Origin of the sequence: Citrobacter sp. RHBSTW-00017 (genome assembly GCF_013797615.1) — a bacterium.
Classification (GTDB): Bacteria; Pseudomonadota; Gammaproteobacteria; order Enterobacterales; family Enterobacteriaceae; genus Citrobacter; species Citrobacter braakii.
In genome coordinates this window covers 1,193,399-1,213,359 of record NZ_CP056899.1, presented here as the reverse complement: position 1 = coordinate 1,213,359, position 19,961 = coordinate 1,193,399, and the positions used below count along the sequence as shown (strand labels likewise).

Below are 19,961 nucleotides of genomic sequence, written 5' to 3'. Positions count from 1 at the left end.
TCATGAACTGGCTGACGGAGCCGTTTGGCTACCAGTACATGCTCAACGCCATGTGGGTTTCGGCGATGGTCGGCGGCCTGTGCGCATTTCTCTCCTGCTATCTGATGCTCAAAGGCTGGTCGCTGATTGGCGATGCGCTGTCGCACTCGATCGTTCCAGGCGTGGCCGGAGCCTATATGTTAGGGCTTCCCTTCGCGCTGGGCGCATTTCTTTCCGGTGGACTGGCGGCGGGCAGCATGCTGATTCTCAATCAGCGTTCACGCCTGAAGGAAGATGCCATTATCGGGCTGATTTTTTCGTCCTTTTTCGGTATCGGGCTATTTATGGTGTCGCTTAATCCGATGTCGGTGAACATTCAGACCATTATTCTGGGTAACATCCTGGCGATTGCGCCGGAAGATATTCTGCAACTGGCGATCATCGGCGTGGTTTCGCTGACCATTTTGTTTTTGAAGTGGAAAGATCTGATGGTGGTCTTTTTTGATGAAAACCACGCGCGGTCTATCGGTCTGAATCCGGGTCGGCTGAAGCTGTTGTTTTTTACGTTGCTCTCCGTTTCCACGATCGCCGCACTGCAAACCGTCGGCGCCTTTCTGGTGATTTGCCTGGTGGTTACGCCCGGTGCGACGGCCTGGCTGCTGACCGATCGTTTTCCTCGCCTGCTCACCATCGCCGTGGCGCTCGGCAGCCTGACCAGCTTTTTCGGCGCCTGGCTAAGCTACTGGCTGGACGGTGCAACCGGCGGAATTATCGTCGTTCTGCAAACGCTGCTGTTCCTGCTGGCATTTGTCTTCGCACCAAAACACGGTCTGCTGGCAAATCGCCGCCGCGCCCGTCTGGTGAACAAGGAGCAAGTATGATCTTAACAACGCTGCTGGAACCTTTTCAGTTTAGCTTTATGGTTAATGCGCTGGTCATCTCTACCATCGTCGCTGTGCCCTGCGCGCTGCTGTCGGTATTTTTAGTACTCAAAGGCTGGGCGCTTATGGGCGATGCCATGAGTCATGCGGTTTTCCCAGGGATTGTCCTGGCGTGGATTGCGGGCATCCCGCTGGCAATTGGCGCGTTTATCGCCGGTCTGTTCTGCGCGGTGGCGACCGGATACCTCGACGATAACAGCCGCATCAAACGCGACACCATCATGGGTATTATTTTCTCCGGGATGTTTGGTGCGGGTCTGGTGCTGTACGTCTCTATCCAGTCAGAAGTCCATCTCGATCATATTCTGTTCGGCGACATGCTGGGCGTATCGTTAAGCGATATCATGCAAACCGCGGTTATTACTCTGGGGATCGCGCTTATCATCGGACTTAAATGGAAAGATTTGCTGCTGCATGCGTTCGACCCACATCAGGCAAAGGCCAGTGGGCTTAACACCGCACTGCTGCATTACGGCCTATTGTGCATGATCGCCCTGACGATTGTCGCCACGCTAAAATCGGTAGGGATTATTTTGTCAATTTCATTACTGATTGCACCTGGCGCCATCGCGATTTTAATGACGCGGAAATTTTCCCACGCCTTATGGCTTGCGGTGGCGATGTCGGTCATTACCTCATTTATGGGCGTGTACCTGTCATTTTTCATCGACAGCGCGCCGGCTCCCACCATCGTCGTACTATTTTCCCTGCTGTTTGTGATTACCTTTATTTATGCAACCCTGCGAGATCGGCGTTTAGAGAATCAGCTTCAGCTGCAGGATCCGTAAATTATTGGTCAGCTAATGTTCTTGATATTAATATAGCCTCCGCCAGGAGGTTATATTATCGGCAGATTACAGCATCGTGATAATACGTTTAAATAAACGGATTATAGATTACTCTAACGTGAACAACGGTTTTGGCTTGCCAATGTGGTATCCCTGTAACCACCCGACATTCATGTGTTCCAGGTGCATCTGGATTTCGGCACTTTCAACAAACTCGGCGACAACCTGCATACCTTTCATTGCCGCAACCCGGCAGAAAGATTCGATGATATAGCGACTAACCTCACATTTTATAATCCCACGAACGAAAGACCCATCAATCTTCAAAATATCTGCTTCAATGTTCATCAGGCGTTCATAGCTTGCAAACCCGGCACCGAAGTCATCAATCGCGATTCGGCATCCCAATTGACGTAGTAAGCGTAGTGTATCTGCCGTGTGTTCTTTATCTGACAGGGTATCAGCCTCGGTTATCTCAAAAATAATCCGTTGCGGTATCACCACATATTCCTGCAACAACGCAGTTATCTTTGCAACGATACCTGAACGACATAGCGTCACTGGCGCCAGGTTAATGGAAAAACAACTCAGCGGATGGTAGCGCATGTACTTCAGGGTGTTCTCAATAACCCAAAGATCGATATCGGGTGCTAACCCTGTGTCGCGTGCAACCGACAGAAAATGGTCAGGGGAAAGAAATTCCCCGTGCTCATTGAGCATGCGGATCAATATCTCATGATAGGATTCATCACCACGAGTACTGACGATAGGCTGGGCCAGCAGGACAAAGGTATTGTGATCCAACGCGTTTTGCAGTGCAGCGCGAACATCCGTTGTATCGGTAGTAGGGTTGCCAAACAGTCGGCTATGCTGTGCCTCAAGGTTTTCCGGCCTGCCGTTGGTCATTGGCGATATGACTTTTGTTATTATTGGAGGGAACATCATATTCATATCAAATTAATAAATAAATACTAATTTATAGATAAAAATGGACATTCCGCGTAGCTGGCATCAGCGGTGAAGAAAAAGACAAAAACCAACATACTGATAATCAACAAAAATCACAAACCCAGTTTTTTCATTATCATTCCAGCTGAGTGCAAAAAAACACGTCAGATGCTTTTAATGTTAACTTTAACATACAAAAAAAGAGAGTTTCCCTCGCTTCATAATTATTTTTCCGTCACTCACTAACTCCTGCAATACTTTGTGGATAGCACTGCGTGAGATATGATTTCGAGCGAGAATGAATGTATACACAGATGTGTTTTCACGCATCTCAGGCTCCATCGACCAAATATATTTCAGGTGTTCAATAATCAATTCACGGATAGTACGATGCGATTGCAATTTTTCTCGTTGAAAATAGCGTTGCAGATGTAGCGTTAAAATATCAAATGCATGTTTCCAAAGATTCTTCGCAGTGAACAAAAGTTCGGCATTGGGTGCACTCATCGCCCACATTTCACAATCGGTATCACAACGTAAATAGTGTCCGGCAACTTCCGTACGCATTTGTGGCAAGCCGAGGATGGCCGGTGCAGATATACTTACCATGTCAAGGCTCAATTGAAATGTCCGTTATCCAGCTCAATTAAAATGACCACTTTGATCTCTCATTCTCTTTACTGATAGACTTTCCTCCGACTGAAACAACAGGATGATTGAGCCCATGCTTCGATACGAGTTAACGCCGAACAATGCAGGTTTTATACTGTGGGGAGATTCAGAAGCCCTGAATGAATTACATGAACTCATTCATTACATCGTGGATGAAAGCCCACTGATTAAAGTTAAAGACGGATTTATGTTATCCCTTGCCTATGATATTCGTAAAGCACGGGAAGGTAATCGTCGTGTTGAGCAACATCAGTATGATCAACATGATACATATAAGCTTTATGGTGTTGAGCTTTTATGGCCTCTGGTCCTGGTACAGTCCTCAATACTCAGAAACTCAATGGGTTATATTCAGACAGACAAAAACCAGCTGTCTGTCATGTATGCCTTTGAATACCTGATAGAATCAGCATTAACAGAGTCTGAGAGAACAACGTCGAATGATATTATGCTAACAGTAAAATATGCATCAGACTCTGATTTTAATTTCATTGAGGATAATATTGACAGCAGGTGCTGCTATTTTATCAGCCTATCTCCGGAGCAAAGAAAAAAGCAGTTAATCAGTATTGTTCGTTCTTTTCATTCATTATGGGGTAAGTATGCCCGTGAAAAGCAGGACATAAAGATGCTGAACGAAATGAATAATACATCATGGGTCTGGCCGGACAATATCAACTGGTGAGCAACCACTGTCCGGCCAGTGAGTACCATCAGCGGGCTCTTTTACCAAAAATGTCCTCTGAACGTGACTGAAGCTGTTTGAGTGCTTCGAGCATGTCATCATTATCCAGTGAGCGCTGGGATTTCTTCCCTTCCTGCTTTGGCCGTCGTCGGGAAGGGCCATCTCCAGCGGGAATTGACTGAGAGCGCGTGTTATCCCGCTTGCTCTGCACCAGACTGATAAACTCCAGGGTTCGGCCAAGACGCTTGTTATCGACAATCGCGCCCTGGTCGATTTCTGACAGTCGGTCGTAGGTAGAGTAGGGAAGTAGCGTACCGTTCAGGCGCAGCTCTTTTCTGCCATCAGGATAGTGATACACATCGATATATTTACCTATTGCACGGCGACTCAGTTCGCTGTCTTCAATCAGGTACAACATTTTATCATATTGTATCGTCAACGATTTTGAGACTTTACGTTTTTCACGAACAGTGAAAATAAGCCCCAGGTCCTCATCATGTTCTACAGCACGGTGTACGTCAAAATCATGTCGCGGTACTTTGCCAAAACGGCGGTTATAGTCAGCCATATAGGCCTCAGCGAAGTCATTTGCAGCCTCCATTGAACAAATGCCCTGTAACCGCAGCTCTTTGACCAGACGATCCTGTAAAGTGAGGTGAGCTCGTTCTACACGCCCTTTGGCGGGACTGGTTTCTGCACAGATAGTCTGGATGTTCAGTTCATGCATGGCTCGCCCAAACTGAGTATGCCCGTCTCCGCCTGTGGCGTGTTTATTGTTAACACGAAAAACACCGGCTTTATCGCTGTACAGTGCCAGCGGTTTACCATGCTTATCGATATAGCGCCGCGTGGCTTCGAAGTAAGAAAACGTGGACTCCGATTTAACAAACAACAGTTCCATCAGTTTGCTGGTTGCATCATCAACATAGACCAGCGCGGTGCAGGCCGGGCCACGGCCTTCAAACCAGTCGTGATCACAGCCATCTATTTGTATCAGCTCACCAGTACACGGACGCCGGTACCGTGGTTGAGGGATCCTTGCGGCACGTTGTTTACGGGGAACCCATAAGCCAGCCCGCACCATGATGCGCCGGACAGTTTCTTTGCCAAGAAACAGTCCGTGGAGTTCTTCGAGCTTTTCACGCGCCAGAGTCGGACCGAAATCAGCATAACGCGTCTTGATCAGTTCCAGAGCCTGATCTGCGAGCCCGGGTGGCAACTGGCGGTTACCACGCATGCCACATCGTCTGCTGGCCATACCAAGCGGTCCGCCTTCACGGTAACGGGCAAGAAGTCTGCGGCATTGCCTGTCGCTGATACCGAGGTGCTCGGCCGCACGGCGCGTTGTGATGCGACGTTCAATGACGTCCTGTATAATCTTGATCCGGTTGATCTCTTTCAAAGTAAACACTCCTGAGCTTTCTGCGCTCATGATATGCCTCCCGGTAGTTTAAACGGACCAGTGAAGCTTACCATAGCGCGGACATCTGAATTGAGCCACAGGCGGACATTACTATTGAGCCATTACATACCATCACCAAATCATTTTCCACACGATGAACAGAGACGGCCCCTTTCTCCAGAAACAAGATATTTCCATCACTCTTCAGATCAATACGCTGGCGTTTTTTGCGTAAGGACAGCCAGGCATTATCTGACTTTTTCATTTCATCACCAACAAGCACTACAGCATTTTCAATATCTTTCTGGAACATGGGACTCTCTACCGCAAATTATGGCTTTGTCAAAACGAGGGTGGATTTTTACTCAACACGAAAAATAAATGTCAGCTCACCAACAAGCTGACATTTATTCCCATCTACATCTACCACCGGCATTCCCTGGTGCCGTTGACGCGTTCAGACTCATGCTGTTTTCGCGTGGTGGCGCCAGGCAGTATATGACGCTGTCCATAAAGAATTAATGGCAATCATCTTTGTCGTTGTTATTTCATCTTTCTGTTCTTTGCAACGTAGCCAAAAAGACACAATGCATTGATTTATATATGGTTTATTTTCATTAAAAAGTTATCCTTGTTGTTATATTATGATACGAAATTGAAACACTTCGCGGTTCTCGCTGCAGGGTCGGGTCCATACTGGTGGTCTTTATGGGCTAAGTGGTATCATGACTCGCCAACCGCCTGGCGCACCAGCAAGAGTAGAAACATCATGTCTGAGACTGGCAATGTCAGTTATCTGATTGAAAAAATAATAATATTTACGCCAGCTACACAATCGCTGGCGCGGATAGATCAACCCAATCAGCGGATAAAACTCAAACACTCGGCGTCATTATGTCTTTTATTACTTATTCAACATCGTGGGCAAGTGGTTTCCCAAAACGAACTACTGGAATTCGGCTGGGGTAAAAATCACCGCCAGGTGAGCTTCAACGCCTTTTATCAAAGCATTCTCTCTTTGCGCAAAAGTTTGCTGCAGCTGGAACTGGAGCAACCGCTTATCACCACGATCCCCCGCAAAGGGCTGATCATCCAGGAAGAGTTCAATATTCAGGTGATTGAAACTCCGGAGGAGAGCGTATCTTTTACAGCAGAACCCTTAGTGCCGGATGTCGCCATCGAAGAACTGTCAGATGACACAGCGCGCCAACCTTTGATCACCACTGCTGAAATGGTAATACTTGCTATTACCCTGATAATTTGTGTGCTTATAATGTATCCGTGGCAAACCAGTGATAACTATTTCTCCGGCTATATCACCGCAGACAACGCCCCCACTGACTGTCAGTACTATTTTAATAATGATGCCAGTAACTTCTCCCGACATACGGCATTTATCAACAAAAATCCTGGGCTGTGTCAGAGCCATAAATTTATCTATATCACCACCTACCCTGAATCCAAAAAATTATCCGTGCTTGTATGTCGCTCACCGATGAAAAACAGGCAGGAAAACGCCTGTCAGTCGGTTTATTACCCACGGGGTAATGGTGCCAACTTACTGATTTAGTGTATGATGGTGTTTTTGAGGTGCTCCAGTGGCTTCTGTTTCTATCAGCTGTCCCTCCTGTTCAGCTACTGAAGGCGTGGTGCGTAACGGTAAAAGCACTGCCGGACATCAGCGCTATCTCTGCTCTCACTGCCGTAAAACATGGCAGCTACAGTTCACTTACACCGCCTCTCAGCCCGGTACACACCAGAAAATTATTGATATGGCCATGAATGGCGTCGGATGTCGCGCCAGTGCACGCATTATGGGCGTTGGCCTCAACACGATTTTACGACACTTAAAAAACTCAGGCCGCAGTCGGTAAACTCACGCATACAACCGGGCAGTGACGTCATTGTTTGCGCGGAAATGGACGAACAGTGGGGTTACGTCGGCGCTAAATCACGCCAGCGCTGGTTGTTTTACGCGTATGACAGGATACGGAGGACGGTTGTGGCGCACGTATTCGGTGAACGCACGTTGGCCACGCTGGAGCGTCTTCTTGGCCTGCTGTCGGCCTTTGAGGTCGTGGTATGGATGACGGATGGCTGGCCGCTTTATGAATCACGCCTGAAGGGAGAACTGCACGTTATCAGCAAGCGATATACGCAGCGCATTGAGCGGCATAACCTGAATCTGAGGCAGCATCTGGCAAGGCTGGGCAGGAAGTCACTGTCGTTCTCAAAATCGGTGGAGCTGCATGACAAAGTCATCGGGCATTATCTGAACATAAAACACTATCAGTAAGTTGGAGTCATTACCTACCCACGGTATGATAGCTAATGAATTTTTATTCCCGAACGCCCCGCATCCAGACAGGTATTATCCTGTTGCTTTGTTTTGCTGCGCTAATTGTTACCGCCGTCTACCGGTACAGTAAAAACAATGGTCAGTTACATAATCTGACCTGTCGGTCTGCCATCGAGATTGTACGCAATACAAGCTCATTCCGAGGGATCATTGATATCAAAACCGGCGGCAGCAAAGGTATTGTGAATATTGATGGCATTATCAAAGATGCCGAAAATAATGAGCAGACCGTGCAACGCATGGTACTTTTTACGCAATCCAGCTACGGCTCAAGCCCGGTTTGGATTTCGCAGAAAATCCAAATCTCCAATCGCGAAACAGCACCCGCCAGTCTCATTCAGGAACTCCTCCCCGACTTCTTCCTGACCAACACCAGCGTATCCAACGTCGATTTTTTTGCGCTGAATAGAGAGACGTATTTGATTACCAAAGAGGGGATCCCCTATCTGTACTGCCAGAATTATGCGTTGCCGGAAAATGAATAATCAATAAGCGTTCTGGCGGTAAAACCTACGGATGAATCTCAGTCGTTGTCGGTGATAAGATAGGCCATTCTGACCGAGCCAAAGCTCGTCGTTACTGCCCTTCAGGCGGCTTTCGAATGACAAATTTGTGGGTTTATGTGAGTTTCCAGGGGCTCGCATGAGACGACCCAGGTACCCAAAAGATTAAAAAGAGCAAAAACGATATGAAAGAGTCACTTGATACGGACTTCACGAACCACACGCCGATGATGCAGCAGTATCTCAAGCTGAAGGCTCAGCACCCGGAAATACTGCTGTTTTACCGCATGGGCGACTTTTACGAACTGTTTTATGACGATGCGAAACGCGCGTCTCAGCTGCTTGATATCTCCCTGACCAAACGCGGCGCATCTGCGGGCGAGCCAATCCCGATGGCAGGCATTCCTCATCATGCGGTAGAAAACTACCTCGCCAAGCTGGTCAATCAGGGTGAGTCCGTTGCTATTTGTGAACAGATTGGCGATCCGGCAACCAGCAAAGGCCCGGTTGAGCGCAAAGTGGTACGTATTGTCACGCCAGGCACCATCAGTGATGAAGCGTTGTTGCAGGAACGCCAGGACAACCTGCTGGCCGCCATCTGGCAAGACAGTAAAGGGTACGGCTACGCTACGCTGGATATCAGCTCCGGGCGTTTTCGTGTCAGTGAACCCGCTGACCGCGAAACCATGGCCGCGGAATTGCAGCGCACCAACCCCGCTGAATTGCTGTATGCCGAGGATTTTGCCGAAACCTCGCTGATAGAGGGACGTCGCGGCCTGCGTCGTCGTCCGCTGTGGGAATTTGAAATTGATACCGCCCGTCAGCAGTTAAATCTGCAGTTCGGCACGCGGGATCTGATTGGCTTTGGCGTGGAAAACGCCCCACGCGGATTATGCGCTGCCGGCTGTCTGCTGCAATACGTAAAAGATACCCAACGCACCTCGCTGCCGCATATTCGTTCCATCACCATGGAGCGTCAGCAGGACAGCATCATCATGGACGCCGCCACACGCCGCAATCTGGAAATCACCCAGAACCTGGCGGGCGGGGTGGAAAACACGCTGGCTTCAGTACTCGACTGCACCGTGACACCGATGGGTAGCCGTATGCTCAAGCGCTGGCTGCATATGCCGGTCCGCGACACCAAAATCCTCATCGAGCGCCAACAGACCATCGGCGCGCTGCAGGATACCACCAGCGAATTACAACCCGTGCTGCGTCAGGTAGGCGATCTGGAACGTATTCTGGCGCGTCTGGCCCTGCGTACTGCGCGCCCGCGCGATCTGGCCCGTATGCGTCATGCCTTCCAGCAATTACCCGAACTGCGCGCACAACTGGAAAACGTAGACAGTGCCCCTGTGCAGATGCTGCGCGAGAAAATGGGTGAGTTTACTGAGCTGCGTGAACTGTTGGAACGTGCCGTCGTGGAAGCTCCGCCAGTGCTCGTACGTGACGGCGGCGTCATTGCCCCAGGCTACAATGAAGAGCTTGATGAGTGGCGAGCGCTGGCTGATGGCGCCACGGACTACCTCGACAGACTGGAAATCCGCGAACGCGAACGCACCGGTCTGGACACGCTGAAAGTAGGATTTAACGCCGTGCACGGCTACTACATTCAGATCAGCCGTGGGCAAAGTCATCTGGCGCCAATTAACTACGTACGCCGCCAGACATTGAAAAACGCCGAACGCTACATTATTCCGGAACTGAAAGAGTACGAAGACAAAGTTCTGACCTCAAAAGGCAAAGCGCTGGCGCTGGAAAAACAGCTGTATGACGAACTGTTCGACATGCTGCTGCCACACCTGGCTGATTTGCAACAGAGCGCCAGCGCGCTGGCGGAGTTGGACGTGCTGGTCAACCTCGCGGAGCGTGCTTATACCCTGAATTACACCTGTCCGATCTTCACCGATAAACCCGGTATTCGTATTACCGAGGGACGCCATCCGGTGGTTGAACAGGTGCTGACCGAGCCGTTTATCGCCAACCCGCTTAACCTCTCGCCTCAGCGACGGATGCTGATCATCACCGGCCCAAACATGGGGGGTAAAAGTACCTATATGCGCCAGACTGCGTTGATTGCGCTACTGGCCTATATCGGCAGCTACGTTCCGGCACAGAAAGTCGAGATCGGGCCTATCGATCGTATCTTTACCCGCGTGGGCGCGGCGGATGATCTGGCATCGGGTCGTTCCACCTTCATGGTAGAAATGACCGAAACCGCCAACATTCTGCATAACGCCACCGAGAACAGTCTGGTGCTGATGGATGAGATTGGACGCGGCACCTCCACCTACGACGGCCTGTCGCTGGCATGGGCATGCGCAGAAAATCTGGCGAATAAAATCAAAGCATTAACTTTATTTGCGACCCACTACTTCGAACTGACGCAGTTACCGGAGAAGATGGAGGGCGTCGCTAATGTGCATCTGGATGCGTTAGAGCACGGCGATACCATCGCCTTCATGCACAGCGTGCAGGATGGCGCGGCGAGCAAGAGCTATGGTCTGGCAGTCGCTGCCCTGGCTGGCGTACCGAAAGAGGTGATCAAACGCGCGCGGCAAAAACTGCGCGAACTGGAAAGCATCGCGCCAAATGTTGCCGCAACCCAGGTCGACGGCACGCAGATGTCGCTGCTGTCAGTACCGGAAGAAACGTCACCCGCCGTTGATGCGCTGGAAAACCTCGACCCGGATTCGCTAACGCCTCGCCAGGCGCTGGAGTGGATCTACCGGTTGAAAAGTCTGGTGTAGTAAAAAGAGCCCGATAGCGTTAGCCCTAAAGAAAAAGGCCAGTCTCAATGAGACTGGCCTTTCTTGATAGAACTTGTGCTTACTCGCGGAAAAGCGCTTCGATATTCAGTCCCTGAGTCTGCAGAATTTCACGCAGACGACGCAGACCTTCAACCTGAATCTGGCGAACACGTTCACGAGTGAGACCAATTTCACGGCCCACATCTTCCAGTGTCGCAGCTTCGTACCCCAGCAGACCAAAACGACGTGCCAGCACTTCACGCTGCTTGGCGTTCAGTTCGAACAGCCATTTGACGATGCTCTGTTTCATATCATCGTCTTGCGTGGTGTCTTCCGGACCGTTTTCCTTTTCATCGGCCAGAATATCCAGCAACGCTTTTTCGGAATCGCCACCCAGCGGGGTGTCTACCGAGGTAATACGCTCGTTGAGTCGGAGCATACGGCTGACGTCATCAACCGGTTTATCCAGTTGTTCAGCAATCTCTTCTGCACTCGGTTCGTGGTCCAGTTTATGCGACAACTCACGCGCGGTACGCAGATAGACGTTCAGCTCTTTTACAATGTGAATCGGCAGTCGGATCGTACGGGTTTGGTTCATAATCGCCCGTTCGATCGTCTGGCGGATCCACCAGGTTGCGTATGTTGAGAAGCGGAACCCACGTTCCGGGTCAAACTTCTCGACGGCACGGATAAGCCCTAAATTGCCCTCTTCAATCAGGTCCAGCAATGCCAGACCACGATTGCCATAACGACGAGCAATTTTCACCACCAGACGCAGGTTACTTTCAATCATGCGACGGCGAGATGCGACATCTCCACGCAGTGCGCGACGCGCAAAATAAACTTCTTCTTCGGCTGTTAACAGTGGTGAATAACCAATCTCACCAAGGTAAAGCTGAGTCGCGTCCAACACACGCTGTGTGGCCCCCTGCGATAACAGCTCTTCTTCAGCCAGGTCGTTATCACTGGGTTCCTCTTCACTCAAGGCTTTTTCATCAAAAGCCTCTACTCCGTTCTCATCAAATTCCGCATCTTCATTTAAATCATGAACTTTCAGCGTATTCTGACTCATAAAGGTGGCTCCTACCCGTGATCCCTAACGGAACTAGCACGTGAAAGCCTGGTTCCGCCTAATTATCGCTGCGGTAAATAGCGCAGCGGGTTTACGGATTTCCCCTTGTAACGAATTTCAAAATGCAAGCGTGTTGAACTGGTTCCGGTGCTACCCATGGTAGCTATTTTCTGCCCCGCCTTGATTTCTTGTTGTTCCCGGACCAGCATTGTATCGTTATGGGCGTAGGCGCTCAGGTAATCATCGTTATGTTTGATGATAATAAGATTACCGTAACCACGCAGCGCATTACCGGCATAGACGACGCGTCCATCTGCGGTCGCGACAATAGCCTGTCCTTTGCTGCCTGCAATGTCGATCCCTTTATTGCCACCTTCGGTAGCCGCAAAGTTTTCGATCACTTTGCCGTCAGTCGGCCAGCGCCAGGTAGAGATTGGCGAGCTAGTCGACGTTGAGCTTGCAGTTGATTCGGTTGTGCTAACTGCTGGAGCCGTTACAGGCGCTGTGACCACAGTCCCAGCAGGCTTGTTGTTCGGCAACATTTTGTTAGCACTTTGTTCACCTGAATCCTCAGAATACGTAATTGTTGGTTTCGAAGCAACAGCAACGGTGGAATTTTGTGCAGGGTTGGTCACAACTCCTTGCTGTGCTGCATCCGCCTGGGTGATGGCATTGCCACCGGTAATCGGTGCACCAGACGCGTTGCCCACTTGCAGAGTTTGACCGACATTCAGGCCATACGGGGCCGGAACGTTATTGCGTTGTGCGAGGTCACGGAAATCGTTCCCGGTTATCCAGGCAATATAGAAAAGGGTATCGCCTTTCTTAACAGTATAGGTACTGCCGCCCGTGTAGCTACCTTTCGGAATATTCCCATACTTACGATTGTATACAATACGACCGTTTTCCATCTGCACAGGCTGTTGAGCAACAGGCTGGATTTGCGTTGGCTGTGTGGTTGGTTGCTGCACCGACTGGATCTGTGGCGTCTGCTGTACTGTCGACGTCGAGCCCATTTTGGGTGGAGGCGTAATCAGCATGCCAGAACTGGTGTTCGTTGATGCACTACCGTTAACCGAGCTGACCGGCGCTGGTGGATTCGAGGTGTTTGAACAACCTGCCAGCCATAGTGAAACCAGTGACAATGCCGCAATGCGGCGAACGGTAAATTTGTGGCTTCCCGCGCTCATTTATCCCCCAGGAAAATTGGTTAAAACCAGTGACGTAATCACCGTGCAAGGCCCCGTCACAATACGCTTACTCTTTCGAGAATAACCAGGAAAACTCCAGGTATTCAGCAGCGCTATCTACGCAAGCTCCCCTTTCACTAAGGGAACGAAACGTACGGCCTCCACGGTATCGATAATAAATTCGCCTCCCCGACGACGCACCCGCTTCAGAAACTGGTGCTCATCGCCCACGGGTAAGACGAGAATGCCGCCCTCATCCAGTTGCATCATCAATGCGGTTGGGATCTCGGGCGGCGCTGCCGTTACAATGATAGCGTCAAACGGGGCTCGCGCCTGCCAGCCTTGCCATCCATCACCATGACGGGTCGAAACATTATGTAAATCAAGCTGCTTCAGGCGGCGACGCGCCTGCCATTGCAAACCTTTAATGCGCTCAACGGAGCACACATGATGCACCAGGTGCGCCAGAATCGCCGTCTGGTAGCCAGAGCCAGTACCAATTTCCAGCACCCGAGACTGCGGCGTTAGCTCAAGCAGTTCGGTCATTCGCGCAACCATATAAGGCTGCGAAATCGTCTGCCCCTGACCAATCGGCAGGGCAATATTGTCCCAGGCCTTATGTTCAAACGCCTCATCAATGAATTTTTCACGCGGCACGGCGGCGAGCGCATCGAGGACAAGCTCATCTCTGATGCCCTGCGCACGTAATTGTTCAAGAAGAGTGTGTACGCGTCTGCTTACCATTGCGTGTCGACTCCCACGCTGTCTAACCAGTCAGAAACCACTTCATGCGCGCCGTATGCGGTTAAATCGACATGCAGCGGCGTGATGGAAACATAGCCTTCATCGACGGCGGCAAAATCCGTATCCGGCCCGGCGTCGCACTTTTCGCCCGGTGGCCCGATCCAGTACAGCGTATTACCGCGTGGGTCCTGCTGTGGAATAACCTGATCCGCCGGATGGCGACTGCCGCAGCGCGTGACGCGAATACCTTTAATCTGATCCAGCGGTAAATCCGGCACGTTGATATTCAAAATGCGACCGGTGCGCAGCGGTTCACGACTCAGCGCCCGTAAGATACGACAGGTTACTGCGGCAGCAGTATCGTAGTGTTTATGGCCATCAAGTGAGACAGCCAGCGCCGGGAACCCCAGATGACGACCTTCCATTGCCGCCGCAACGGTACCGGAATAGATAACATCATCACCCAGATTAGGACCCGCATTAATACCAGAAACGACAATGTCCGGACGCGGACGCATTAATGCGTTCACGCCCAGATAGACGCAGTCGGTGGGCGTACCCATTTGTACGGAAATATCGCCGTTATCATAGGTAAAGGTGCGAAGTGAAGATTCCAGCGTCAGCGAGTTAGACGCGCCACTGCGGTTACGATCCGGGGCAACCACCTGTACGTCAGCAAACTCACGCAGCGCTTTCGCCAGCGTTTGTATACCGGGTGCGTGGACCCCATCATCGTTACTCAGCAATATACGCATAATCACCCATTGTGTTAATAAGTTCCCTTACAACACTGGTGGCGAAGCTACCTGCCGGTAGCCAGAAGCGTAACTCGACGGTTACGTCATCCCACCAGTTCCAGCTTAATTGTTGTGGATACAGCAACATAGCGCGACGCGACGCGTCGACTTTCTCGCGCAATAACAGAGACTGCAGCGCGGTTTCATCAGCAACAGCGGCTTTTTCAAACGCCAGCGCGTCGCGCTGAGTTCCCCACTCACCGCTGCCCGGTAATGCCGCTGTGATCATTAATTCTTTCTCATCGACGCGACGCTGTAATTCAGTGTGTTCTTCCTGTGTGGCGACAAACCAGCTTCCGCGTCCGGATAATTGTAGCGCATCGCCGTCAACAACTTGATTAAAGTCTGTTTTTTTCAAGCGTTCACTGACTATCTGATTAAACAACGCGCTACGGGCCGCCGACAACCAAAAACTGCGTTTATTGCGATCGCGCACCGGCGCATCGCTTTGTGCCCAGCGCAGCGCCCCTTGCAGGTTGCTACCGCCGATACCAAAACGCTGAGCGCCAAAATAGTTCGGTACGCCGCGTTCGCTAATCGCCTGCAAACGCGCTTCAACGTCATTTCGCTCGCTCACTTCACGCAACACCAGCGTAAATTCGTTGCCTTTCAGCGCCCCTAAACGCAGCTTACGCTTGTGGCGCGCGTACTCCAGAACTTTACAGCCTTCGAGCTCAAATTTGCTTAGATCAGGCATTGCATTGCCCGGTACGCGCGCGCACAGCCACTGTTCCGTGACCGCATGCTTATCTTTCTGCCCGGCAAAGCTCACTTCACGCGCGTGAATTTTCAGGAATTTCGCCAGCGCGTCAGCCACAAAACGGGTGTTACAACCGTTTTTCAGGATGCGCACCAAAACATGCTCGCCTTCGCCATCCGGTTCGAAGCCTAAATCTTCGACGACAACAAAGTCTTCCGGATTCGCTTTCAGGACGCCATGGCCCAGTGGTTTGCCATGGAGATACGTCAGATCGTCAAACACAGTCATTTCGGTGCCTTAATGAGTAACGCCACCGCTTCACAGGCAATCCCTTCCCCACGTCCGGTAAAACCGAGTTTTTCCGTGGTGGTCGCTTTCACGTTAACATCATCCATATGGCAGCCGAGATCTTCGGCAATAAACACGCGCATTTGCGGAATGTGCGGCAGCATCTTCGGCGCCTGAGCAATAATTGTCACATCCACATTACCAAGCGTATAGCCTTTGGCCTGAATACGCCGCCAGGCTTCACGCAATAATTCACGACTATCGGCACCTTTAAAGGTCGGGTCGGTGTCAGGGAAGAGTTTACCGATATCCCCCAGCGCAGCCGCGCCCAGCAGAGCATCGGTTAGCGCGTGTAACGCCACATCGCCATCAGAATGCGCCAGCAATCCTTTTTCATACGGGATGCGCACACCACCAATGATAATTGGGCCTTCTCCGCCAAAAGCGTGTACGTCGAAACCGTGTCCAATTCGCATTATGTCTTCTCCTGGTGGGTAGTCCGGGTCAGATAAAATTCGGCCAACGCCAAATCCTCTGGACGCGTTACTTTAATATTATCAGCCCGTCCTTCAACGAGCTGAGGGTGTAAGCCGCAATATTCCAGCGCCGAGGCCTCATCCGTAATGGTTGCGCCTTCGTGGAGCGCACGGGTCAGGCAGTCGTGCAACAGCTCGCGAGGGAAAAACTGCGGCGTCAGCGCGTGCCATAAATCGGTGCGATCGACCGTATGGGCAATGTCTGTTCGGCCCGGCTCCGCGCGCTTCATCGTGTCGCGTACTGGTGCCGCCAGGATCCCGCCGGTGCGGCTGGTCTCACTGATTGCCAGCAAACGGGCTAAATCATCCTGGTGCAGACACGGACGCGCGGCGTCATGCACCAGTACCCAACTGGCCTCACCTGCGGCTTGCAAACCAGCAAGGACAGAATCGGCACGCTCGTTGCCGCCATCCACTACGGTAATTTGCGGATGCGCGGCGAGTGGAAGTTGGGCAAAGCGGCTGTCGCCTGGGCTGATAGCGATAACGACTCGCGTCACCCGGGGATGAGCCAGCAGCGCATCAACCGAGTGTTCAAGAATGGTTTTATTGCCAATAGAGAGGTACTGCTTAGGACACTCTGTTTGCATTCGGCGGCCAAACCCGGCAGCCGGCACCACGGCGCAAACGTCCAATAAAGTGGCTGCCATGTTAAATCCCTGGACGGTTTATCGATTATTTTGCCCTGCAGTCTGAGCGCGTTTAGACGCGTCAGGCACCAGACGATAAAAGGTTTCGCCCGGCTTAGTCATGCTGAGTTCGTTGCGCGCGCGCTCCTCAATAGCCTCTTGTCCGCCATTGAGATCGTCAATTTCGGCAAAGAGCTGATCGTTACGTGCTTTTAGTTTCGCGTTCGTAGCTTGCTGCGCAGCAACATCATCGTTGACGCGACTATAGTCATGTATGCCGTTCTTACCGAACCACAGCGAATACTGCAGCCAGACCAATAAAGCCAGCAACAGCAGCGTTAGTTTACCCATCCTGCCCCCTGAAAAACGGCATTAACATCCCATAACTTCCGCAGACAACTTTACATCAACGGTCGGGAATGCCGCGACAACGCGGGCAAATGTACCACATTTGCCCGTTGTTACGTATACCCCGTGTAAGGAGAACATAATCTCATTGTTGGTTACGGTTTGAATTATGACCAGAGAGTGAACAACATCAGCGATTGTTAAAAAAAGGCGTTTGCCTAACCCAACAACCACAGAAATAGCGCGCCAAACATCGCCCCAACCACCAGTAGGGTGCAGGTAATGCTCAGCAGCAACAGCCCCTTCAATAGGGAGTGCAGCGCAATACCCGCGACAATCGCCACGGGCAGCAATGCGAGGAAAAAGGGCCAGGTATAAATGAAGAAAAAGAGTGTGTTAGGGCCATAAATCAGAAACGGAATCCCCAGCGCCAACAGCCACGCGATAAAACCGACCACGGCACCCGGTAGTGACCAGGTGGTTTCATCGTCGGCGGCGAAGGTATCTGACTCTGTAATAGTAATGTTATGGCTGTTACGCATATCTAATCCTGTGACCGTGACTGACCGGGCATACAAGCTCGGGTGTCTCAGGATCTGATAATATCTTCCTGCCTCAGCAGGTCTAATAATTGGGGTACCAAATTTGTTACCAATTGTTCACCATCAAGGTGAATCTCTGGCGATTCAGGCGCTTCGTATACCGAATCAATTCCGGTGAAATTGCGCAACTCACCCGCCCGCGCTTTTTTATACAGCCCTTTTGGATCGCGTAATTCGCACGTTGCCAGCGGCGTGTCGACAAAAACCTCAATAAAACGCCCTTCACCAACGCGTTCACGGACCATTTTGCGTTCGGCGCGATGTGGAGAGATAAAGGCGGTCAACACCACAAGACCCGCATCCACCATCAGGTTAGCCACCTCGCCAACCCGACGAATATTCTCCTTACGATCGGCATCGCTAAACCCAAGATCGCTGCACAGGCCGTGGCGCACGTTATCGCCATCCAACAAATAGGTACTCACTCCCAGCTTGTGCAACGCCTCTTCCAGCGCCCCTGCTACCGTAGATTTACCGGAACCAGACAGCCCGGTAAACCACAGCACAACACCACGATGACCGTGGCGTTGTTCCCGCTGTTGCGGTGTAACAGGATGGGCATGCCAGACGACGTTTTCGTCATGCAGCGCCATTATTTTCCTCCCAGCAGATCGCGCGCGCCCCAGTGCGGGAAATGGCGACGCACCAACGCATTAAGCTCCAGCTCAAACGCGCTGAACTGAGAAGCCGCGGTGTGCTCCTGGACGATTGGCTCACGTACCAGCCCCGCGCCGACGGTAACGTTGGTCAGGCGGTCAATGATAATCAGCCCGCCCGTAACCGGGTTCTGCTGATAGGTATCCAGCACCAGCGGCTCATCAAAGGTCAGATTAACCAGACCAATGCCGTTTAGCGGCAACGCTTCAACATCACGTTGGGTCAGGTTATTAATATCAATCTGGTACTGCACGTTATCAACGCGTGCGCGGGTCTTCTTACCGGCGACTTTGATGTCGTAGCTCTGTCCAGGCGACAACGGTTGTTCCGCCATCCACACCACATCAACGGCAGCGCTTTGTACCGCAGGTAACGCTTCACCGGCATCAAGCAGCAGGTCACCCCGGCTGATATCGATCTCATCTTTCAATACCAGGGTGATCGCTTCACCCGCATGCGCTTCCTGTAAATCGCCATCAAAGGTTACGATTCGCGCCACGCTCGACTCAACGCCGGATGGCAGCACTTTGACGCGTTGCCCTACCTTCACACTACCGGAGGCCAGCGTCCCGGCATAACCACGAAAATCCAGATTCGGTCGGTTCACATACTGCACCGGGAAGCGCATCGGCTGAGTATCAACTATGCGTTGGATCTCAACGGTTTCCAGTACTTCCAGTAGCGTCGGACCGCTGTACCACGACATGCTGGCGCTTTGTGAAGCCACGTTGTCGCCTTCCAGCGCAGAGAGCGGCACAAACCGGATATCCAGGTTGCCCGGCAACTGTTCAGCAAAAGTAAGATAGTCTTCGCGAATGCGGTTAAATGTCTCTTCGCTAAAGTTCACCAGATCCATTTTGTTGATCGCCACCACCAGGTGTTTGATCCCAAGTAGCGTGGAGATAAAGCTGTGACGACGGGTCTGATCCAGCACGCCTTTACGCGCATCGATCAGCAGGATCGCCAGGTCGCAGGTCGACGCACCGGTCGCCATGTTGCGAGTGTACTGCTCATGGCCGGGAGTATCCGCAATAATAAATTTACGCTTCTCGGTAGAGAAATAACGGTAAGCCACGTCGATGGTGATGCCCTGCTCGCGCTCGGCTTGCAAGCCGTCAACCAATAACGCCAGATCGAGCTTTTCGCCCTGAGTACCGTGGCGTTTACTGTCGTTGTGCAGCGATGAAAGCTGGTCTTCATAAATCTGACGCGTGTCGTGCAGCAGGCGACCAATCAGGGTGCTTTTCCCGTCATCCACGCTACCGCAGGTTAAAAAACGCAGCAGGCTTTTGTGTTGCTGGGCGACCATCCAGGCTTCAACGCCGCCTTCATTAGCAATTTGTTGTGCAAGTGTCGTGTTCATGGCGG

23 protein-coding genes are annotated in these 19,961 nt (G+C 51.4%); 8 read left to right on the top strand and 15 right to left on the bottom strand.

From position 1 onward, the window contains the following. The first annotated feature begins 2 nt into the window (after window positions 1-2). Both sitC and sitD read left to right on the top strand, forming a co-directional pair. Window positions 3-860, top strand: a complete 858-nt coding sequence (sitC, locus tag HV037_RS05885; RefSeq protein ID WP_103284150.1) for an iron/manganese ABC transporter permease subunit SitC — start codon at window positions 3-5, stop codon at window positions 858-860. After that, window positions 857-1,708 (top strand): iron/manganese ABC transporter permease subunit SitD, encoded by an 852-nt coding sequence (sitD, locus tag HV037_RS05880; RefSeq protein WP_016157328.1) that lies wholly within the window; start codon window positions 857-859, stop codon window positions 1,706-1,708. Before sitC ends, sitD begins: the two co-directional genes overlap by 4 nt. Before the next feature lie 108 nt (window positions 1,709-1,816). Here the strand turns inward: sitD and HV037_RS05875 are convergent, their stop codons facing one another. Both HV037_RS05875 and HV037_RS05870 read right to left on the bottom strand, forming a co-directional pair. Then, on the bottom strand, window positions 1,817-2,614 hold the full coding sequence (locus HV037_RS05875; protein WP_016157329.1) for an EAL domain-containing protein: 798 nt from the start codon (window positions 2,612-2,614) through the stop codon (window positions 1,817-1,819). Between the two features lie 228 nt (window positions 2,615-2,842). Next, window positions 2,843-3,265: a helix-turn-helix domain-containing protein gene (locus HV037_RS05870; RefSeq protein WP_249414963.1), complete on the bottom strand. Its 423-nt coding sequence runs from the start codon at window positions 3,263-3,265 to the stop codon at window positions 2,843-2,845. A gap of 115 nt (window positions 3,266-3,380) precedes the next feature. On the opposite strand from HV037_RS05870, the gene HV037_RS05865 reads away from it, so the two are divergent. Beyond that, a complete protein-coding gene (locus HV037_RS05865; RefSeq protein ID WP_001567369.1) occupies window positions 3,381-4,013 on the top strand; it encodes a hypothetical protein in 633 nt (210 codons plus the stop codon). A 28-nt stretch (window positions 4,014-4,041) separates the two neighbouring features. Here the strand turns inward: HV037_RS05865 and HV037_RS05860 are convergent, their stop codons facing one another. Both HV037_RS05860 and HV037_RS05855 read right to left on the bottom strand, forming a co-directional pair. Next, window positions 4,042-5,445, bottom strand: a complete 1,404-nt coding sequence (locus HV037_RS05860; protein WP_001567368.1) for an ISNCY-like element ISKpn21 family transposase — start codon at window positions 5,443-5,445, stop codon at window positions 4,042-4,044. A gap of 37 nt (window positions 5,446-5,482) precedes the next feature. Next, the gene (locus tag HV037_RS05855; protein ID WP_249414962.1) at window positions 5,483-5,728 is read right to left on the bottom strand and encodes a hypothetical protein; all 246 of its coding nucleotides are present in this window, start codon (window positions 5,726-5,728) and stop codon (window positions 5,483-5,485) included. A 342-nt stretch (window positions 5,729-6,070) separates the two neighbouring features. On the opposite strand from HV037_RS05855, the gene HV037_RS05850 reads away from it, so the two are divergent. The 4 genes from HV037_RS05850 to mutS all read left to right on the top strand — a co-directional run bounded on the left by HV037_RS05850 (window position 6,071) and on the right by mutS (window position 11,030). Continuing rightward, window positions 6,071-6,985 carry a winged helix-turn-helix domain-containing protein gene (locus HV037_RS05850; RefSeq protein WP_249414961.1) on the top strand — a complete coding sequence of 305 codons (915 nt, stop codon included), beginning with the start codon at window positions 6,071-6,073 and terminating at the stop codon, window positions 6,983-6,985. 28 nt (window positions 6,986-7,013) lie between these two features. After that, window positions 7,014-7,711, top strand: a protein-coding gene (locus HV037_RS05845) for an IS1 family transposase (protein ID WP_223274117.1) whose coding sequence is annotated in 2 segments (ribosomal slippage) — window positions 7,014-7,263 and window positions 7,263-7,711 — 699 coding nt in all. Because the reading frame shifts where the segments join, the coding sequence is not laid out codon by codon here. 35 nt (window positions 7,712-7,746) lie between these two features. After that, a complete protein-coding gene (locus HV037_RS05840) occupies window positions 7,747-8,259 on the top strand; it encodes a hypothetical protein (protein ID WP_016154204.1) in 513 nt (170 codons plus the stop codon). 203 nt (window positions 8,260-8,462) lie between these two features. Then, window positions 8,463-11,030 (top strand): DNA mismatch repair protein MutS, encoded by a 2,568-nt coding sequence (gene mutS, locus HV037_RS05830; protein ID WP_016154205.1) that lies wholly within the window; start codon window positions 8,463-8,465, stop codon window positions 11,028-11,030. 79 nt (window positions 11,031-11,109) lie between these two features. On the opposite strand, the gene rpoS is transcribed toward mutS, so the two are convergent. Beyond that, window positions 11,110-12,102, bottom strand: coding sequence for an RNA polymerase sigma factor RpoS (gene rpoS, locus HV037_RS05825; RefSeq protein ID WP_000081498.1), 993 nt, complete (start codon window positions 12,100-12,102; stop codon window positions 11,110-11,112). Between the two features lie 62 nt (window positions 12,103-12,164). Further along, a complete protein-coding gene (gene nlpD / locus HV037_RS05820) occupies window positions 12,165-13,247 on the bottom strand; it encodes a murein hydrolase activator NlpD (RefSeq protein WP_230330220.1) in 1,083 nt (360 codons plus the stop codon). On the opposite strand from nlpD, the gene HV037_RS24520 reads away from it, so the two are divergent. Then, a complete protein-coding gene (locus HV037_RS24520) occupies window positions 13,150-13,377 on the top strand; it encodes a hypothetical protein (RefSeq protein WP_223870215.1) in 228 nt (75 codons plus the stop codon). The genes nlpD and HV037_RS24520 overlap by 98 nt on opposite strands. A 32-nt stretch (window positions 13,378-13,409) precedes the next feature. Here HV037_RS24520 and HV037_RS05815 read toward each other — a convergent pair whose 3' ends face one another. From HV037_RS05815 to cysN, 9 genes are all read right to left on the bottom strand, one after another. Next, window positions 13,410-14,036 carry a protein-L-isoaspartate(D-aspartate) O-methyltransferase gene (locus HV037_RS05815; RefSeq protein WP_003034172.1) on the bottom strand — a complete coding sequence of 209 codons (627 nt, stop codon included), beginning with the start codon at window positions 14,034-14,036 and terminating at the stop codon, window positions 13,410-13,412. Beyond that, window positions 14,030-14,791, bottom strand: a complete 762-nt coding sequence (surE, locus tag HV037_RS05810) for a 5'/3'-nucleotidase SurE (RefSeq protein WP_019077556.1) — start codon at window positions 14,789-14,791, stop codon at window positions 14,030-14,032. The genes HV037_RS05815 and surE overlap by 7 nt, the downstream gene beginning before the upstream one ends. Further along, a complete protein-coding gene (gene truD / locus HV037_RS05805) occupies window positions 14,772-15,821 on the bottom strand; it encodes a tRNA pseudouridine(13) synthase TruD (protein ID WP_016154208.1) in 1,050 nt (349 codons plus the stop codon). Before truD ends, surE begins: the two co-directional genes overlap by 20 nt. Continuing rightward, window positions 15,818-16,297, bottom strand: coding sequence for a 2-C-methyl-D-erythritol 2,4-cyclodiphosphate synthase (gene ispF / locus HV037_RS05800; RefSeq protein ID WP_016154209.1), 480 nt, complete (start codon window positions 16,295-16,297; stop codon window positions 15,818-15,820). The genes truD and ispF overlap by 4 nt, the downstream gene beginning before the upstream one ends. After that, window positions 16,297-17,007, bottom strand: coding sequence for a 2-C-methyl-D-erythritol 4-phosphate cytidylyltransferase (gene ispD, locus HV037_RS05795; RefSeq protein WP_016154210.1), 711 nt, complete (start codon window positions 17,005-17,007; stop codon window positions 16,297-16,299). The genes ispF and ispD overlap by 1 nt, the downstream gene beginning before the upstream one ends. 18 nt (window positions 17,008-17,025) lie before the next feature. Next, window positions 17,026-17,337, bottom strand: coding sequence for a cell division protein FtsB (ftsB, locus tag HV037_RS05790; protein WP_003034163.1), 312 nt, complete (start codon window positions 17,335-17,337; stop codon window positions 17,026-17,028). 215 nt (window positions 17,338-17,552) lie between these two features. Then, a complete protein-coding gene (locus tag HV037_RS05785) occupies window positions 17,553-17,876 on the bottom strand; it encodes a DUF3561 family protein (protein ID WP_016154211.1) in 324 nt (107 codons plus the stop codon). 47 nt (window positions 17,877-17,923) lie between these two features. Continuing rightward, entirely contained in the window at window positions 17,924-18,529 is a 606-nt protein-coding gene (cysC, locus tag HV037_RS05780) for an adenylyl-sulfate kinase (RefSeq protein WP_019077557.1), read from the bottom strand. Continuing rightward, entirely contained in the window at window positions 18,529-19,956 is a 1,428-nt protein-coding gene (cysN, locus tag HV037_RS05775; protein WP_016154213.1) for a sulfate adenylyltransferase subunit CysN, read from the bottom strand. The genes cysC and cysN overlap by 1 nt, the downstream gene beginning before the upstream one ends. Window positions 19,957-19,961: the final 5 nt, after the last annotated feature.

Excerpts from the sequence above, each read along its gene's own strand:
- sitC (WP_103284150.1), top strand. The coding sequence starts at position 3 with ATGAACTGGCTGACGGAGCCGTTTGGCTACCAGTACATGCTCAACGCC.
- sitD (WP_016157328.1), top strand. The coding sequence starts at position 857 with ATGATCTTAACAACGCTGCTGGAACCTTTTCAGTTTAGCTTTATGGTT.
- HV037_RS05875 (WP_016157329.1), bottom strand. The coding sequence starts at position 2,614 with ATGACCAACGGCAGGCCGGAAAACCTTGAGGCACAGCATAGCCGACTG.
- HV037_RS05870 (WP_249414963.1), bottom strand. The coding sequence starts at position 3,265 with ATGGTAAGTATATCTGCACCGGCCATCCTCGGCTTGCCACAAATGCGT.
- HV037_RS05865 (WP_001567369.1), top strand. The coding sequence starts at position 3,381 with ATGCTTCGATACGAGTTAACGCCGAACAATGCAGGTTTTATACTGTGG.
- HV037_RS05860 (WP_001567368.1), bottom strand. The coding sequence starts at position 5,445 with ATGAGCGCAGAAAGCTCAGGAGTGTTTACTTTGAAAGAGATCAACCGG.
- HV037_RS05855 (WP_249414962.1), bottom strand. The coding sequence starts at position 5,728 with ATGTTCCAGAAAGATATTGAAAATGCTGTAGTGCTTGTTGGTGATGAA.
- HV037_RS05840 (WP_016154204.1), top strand. The coding sequence starts at position 7,747 with ATGAATTTTTATTCCCGAACGCCCCGCATCCAGACAGGTATTATCCTG.
- mutS (WP_016154205.1), top strand. The coding sequence starts at position 8,463 with ATGAAAGAGTCACTTGATACGGACTTCACGAACCACACGCCGATGATG.
- rpoS (WP_000081498.1), bottom strand. The coding sequence starts at position 12,102 with ATGAGTCAGAATACGCTGAAAGTTCATGATTTAAATGAAGATGCGGAA.
- HV037_RS05815 (WP_003034172.1), bottom strand. The coding sequence starts at position 14,036 with ATGGTAAGCAGACGCGTACACACTCTTCTTGAACAATTACGTGCGCAG.
- surE (WP_019077556.1), bottom strand. The coding sequence starts at position 14,791 with ATGCGTATATTGCTGAGTAACGATGATGGGGTCCACGCACCCGGTATA.
- truD (WP_016154208.1), bottom strand. The coding sequence starts at position 15,821 with ATGACTGTGTTTGACGATCTGACGTATCTCCATGGCAAACCACTGGGC.
- ispF (WP_016154209.1), bottom strand. The coding sequence starts at position 16,297 with ATGCGAATTGGACACGGTTTCGACGTACACGCTTTTGGCGGAGAAGGC.
- ispD (WP_016154210.1), bottom strand. The coding sequence starts at position 17,007 with ATGGCAGCCACTTTATTGGACGTTTGCGCCGTGGTGCCGGCTGCCGGG.
- ftsB (WP_003034163.1), bottom strand. The coding sequence starts at position 17,337 with ATGGGTAAACTAACGCTGCTGTTGCTGGCTTTATTGGTCTGGCTGCAG.
- HV037_RS05785 (WP_016154211.1), bottom strand. The coding sequence starts at position 17,876 with ATGCGTAACAGCCATAACATTACTATTACAGAGTCAGATACCTTCGCC.
- cysC (WP_019077557.1), bottom strand. The coding sequence starts at position 18,529 with ATGGCGCTGCATGACGAAAACGTCGTCTGGCATGCCCATCCTGTTACA.
- cysN (WP_016154213.1), bottom strand. The coding sequence starts at position 19,956 with ATGAACACGACACTTGCACAACAAATTGCTAATGAAGGCGGCGTTGAA.